The organism is Pontibacter sp. BAB1700 (genome assembly GCF_000277005.1).
GTDB lineage: Bacteria > Bacteroidota > Bacteroidia > Cytophagales > Hymenobacteraceae > Pontibacter > Pontibacter lucknowensis.
The window spans coordinates 1-3,228 of sequence record NZ_AKIS01000245.1 but is presented as its reverse complement, the minus strand read 5'-3'; the positions used below and the strand labels follow the sequence as shown (position 1 = coordinate 3,228).

General features: G+C 46.9%; 3 protein-coding genes. All 3 read right to left on the bottom strand.

The genetic code is table 11. The features are described from left to right. Window positions 1-1,273: UvrD-helicase domain-containing protein (locus O71_RS20880; protein ID WP_040575074.1), on the bottom strand; the 1,273-nt coding region annotated here is incomplete at its 3' end. A 52-nt stretch (window positions 1,274-1,325) separates the two neighbouring features. After that, window positions 1,326-2,159, bottom strand: a complete 834-nt coding sequence (locus O71_RS20875) for a UvrD-helicase domain-containing protein (protein ID WP_040575073.1) — start codon at window positions 2,157-2,159, stop codon at window positions 1,326-1,328. Window positions 2,160-2,335: 176 nt separating this feature from the next. Then, complete coding sequence (locus O71_RS20870; protein ID WP_007661205.1) at window positions 2,336-2,878, bottom strand: hypothetical protein; 543 nt, start codon at window positions 2,876-2,878, stop codon at window positions 2,336-2,338. Window positions 2,879-3,228: the final 350 nt, after the last annotated feature.

The window sequence follows — 3,228 nt, the reverse complement described above, 5'->3', positions numbered from 1 at the left end:
GAGAGGTTACCGTCTCACGCTCTTTCACATCAAATTTCAATTCACGCAGGTAATCAAAAAACAGCTGCGGATCCGGCTGGTTAGCGATCTGGGCTATCTTTTGGGCCAGTTCTGTGGTAGGTACATTGCCGCTGGTGACGGTATGGATCAGGTATAGCGCCTCTGATTTGGCTAGCGTATCGTTCGGACGGTTAAAGACGCGGAACATGGCAATGATCACATTGATCACTTCTGCAAACTGCAGTGAAAGAGAATCCTGTGAGATGATATCGTACTGCTTCTCCTTCAGGAAATTGGCAATTAACTTGCTCTTGGCATTTGTGCGGCAGAGGATAGCCATGTCCTTCAAGGTATAGCCATCCGTCAGACCCTGACGCACGAGTTCGATCACCATGTTAAGGGTGCTGGCATCATAGCTCAGTTCCTGCTCATGGGTATAGTCATCGTATAGCTCTTCCGTCCGGATACAGCTATTCAGGTCGTATTTGTAGTTCAGGTCGTCGGGGTAGGTGAACATGATCTGCACCCTGCCACCAGTCTTGCCTGATTCTGGGGCCTCCTGCACAAACTTATCGTCGTAGATGGAGGTGAAGGTACCGTATACTTTATGTTGCTCGCTGAAAAAAGTGAAGAGCTTGTTGTTGAACTCGATGATCTCGCGGCGGCTTCTAAAGTTCTGCTGCAGCACATCAGGTGCCAGGTTCTCGCGCACCGATTCGTAGCGCTCCCGGATCATGTGGCCATGTCGACGGTTTTCGTAGAGCAGGTGTGTGTTGTTTTTGTAAAGGTGCAGGATCTGCTCCATCTCACCACCGCGCCAGCGGTAAATCGCCTGCTTGGCATCACCCACCACCATGCTGAAGTGTCCGGAAGCCAGGGCGTTATCAACGAGCGGTAGCAGGTTGTTCCATTGCAGCACCGAAGTGTCCTGAAACTCGTCGATTAGAATGTGGTTATATTTCTCGCCAAGGCGCTCATAGATAAATGGCACCGGCTCCTGCAGCACAATGTCGATGATGCGCTTGTTGAACTCTGAAATGTGCACCGTGTTACGGTCAAGCTTGATCTCCTGCAGGCACTTCTCCAGCTCGTTCAGCACCGACACTTTATAAAGGTGCGGCACCACAGCCGAGATCAGGGTAAAGGTACCCGCATACTGCTCTTTGATCGACTCGATACTATAATAGAGGTCCGTCAGCAGCTGCCGTAAACCGTCAATCTGATTCTTTGTAGCCGTTGAAGCCTTGCCGGCATACCACTTGTCTTCCTCCACTGTCTGGCGGGCGTAGTTGTTGCCATACGTCAGATCGGCTTCACGGGTAAACTTACTGAAATAACCATACAGGCCGCGATTGCCTGGTAGAAATCAGCAGGGGAGAGCCTGCCTGCTCAATTGCCTGCAGCGCTTTGACCGCATCTTCCTGCAAAGCCGCCAGTATACCTTCCTGCAGTTCTTTGAGCTGTTTCCTGATCTCCCTGAAATCTTCCAGCGTGAGTCCCTGCAGGTCTGTCACAGCTTCGTATACCTGTTCATTGAGCAGGTTCTTTGCAAAATCAGCCAGGTCATCGGGCAAAGTGTTCCAGCTGCGGCCTTCGCGGGCTTTCTCCAGGGCGTACTGCTCAAGTGTTTCAGAGAGCAGGTCATCTTTCCGGTTACTCACCTTATCCAGCAGCAGTTGCACGGCTGTGCTCACCAGCGTCTGGGAGTCCAGGTCTACTTCAAAGTTATAGGGTATGTTAAGCTCTTTTGTAAAAGCCTGCACGATCTTATTGACGAAACTGTCGATGGTGCTGACAGAGAAATCGCTGTAATTGTAGAGGATCTGGGTAAACAAGAGCCCAGCGCGCTGCCGTAGTTGCTCTTTATCAAAGTGCTCGTCTGGAAAGCGCTTCTGCAACTCATCCGTTATCTTATCAAGCAGGTCCTCGCTCTTCTGTAGTTCGCCTCCACTCAGGCTAGGGTTGTTGAAATTGCGCAAGGCCCCCAAAATACGCTCCTTCATTTCGGCAGCCGCATCGTTTGTAAAGGTGATCGCCAGGATAGACCGGTAGTAGTCCGGATCAGCAGTATGCAGCGCCAGCTTCAGGTATTCTTTGGTCAGGGTATAGGTTTTGCCGGAACCAGCTGAAGAAGAGAGTATCTTAAAATTTGGCGACATAGCGGAAGGCTTTTTAAAGGATTCTAAAGATACACCTACGACATGGTTTATGCCAGAGCCCGCCCTTAAAATTATGGTCTGTTGATAGCAAATGTTTGGAGATCAAGGTATAAAATACAAAAAGCTCCCCCGCCTGCGCGAAGGAGCCTAATGCCTTTCTATGTCAGAGTAAAAGGCTATGCGTATACGACCTGGCCTTTCTTTTCTTCTTTTTCTTTGGCAGGAGCAGGGGCATGCACACCCACGCATACATTGCGCATGATGCGTGCCATGGAGATAGAGTAATCAGTGATAATACAGTGTTGCTGCTCCGTGCTCATCAGCGCCTTACCGCCACCCAGCGTCAGTTTGTTCAGTTCAATCACTTCATCAAAATTCTGACGCAGCATCTTAAGCGCCTTGAAAGATGGCTCGTTATAGTACATTGGAATCACCTGGCACACGGCGTAACTTCCCTTTGCGCGTTCCTTCGCTATCATACTACACAGATTAGAAGCATTCATTTTATCAAGATCAGAGATGATCACAAAGAACACCTTTGCCTCACTTTTGTCTGATTTGATAACCGCATTGCTTTGCAGCAGGTTACGAGAAACTTTTGCACCCTTCATGAAATCTTCGTCCTTCAGGATCTTGTTGTGAATCTTGAAAGCCAGTGCGCCTGATGCGATTAGATGAAAGTCCTTGCTTTTAGCTGTGATTTTGGAGAAGTGTAACATAATTAGAAAGGATTAAAGGGTTAAAGATCTAAATTATTTTTATGCTGCAGATTAAATACTGCACATTTATTTCTAAAAATATTGCTTTCAATTGATAGGGTAGGGCGGCAGCAGTTAAACCTAAAGTGAATTGATCAGATAGACAATCAATTCTCAATAGGATTAAGCTTTGGTGTTAAAATTTAACTGGTTTTGATCCTGTAATACACTAAACTACGTGCAATATATTGGATATACCAATGAAAAATTTTAATAATAGTTAACGGCTTGATTTTAAGGGTAAATGTAATCTCTTTACGGGTGAATGAAATCAGTGTTTCTTATTTTAATAATAATTTGGAATATTTTGA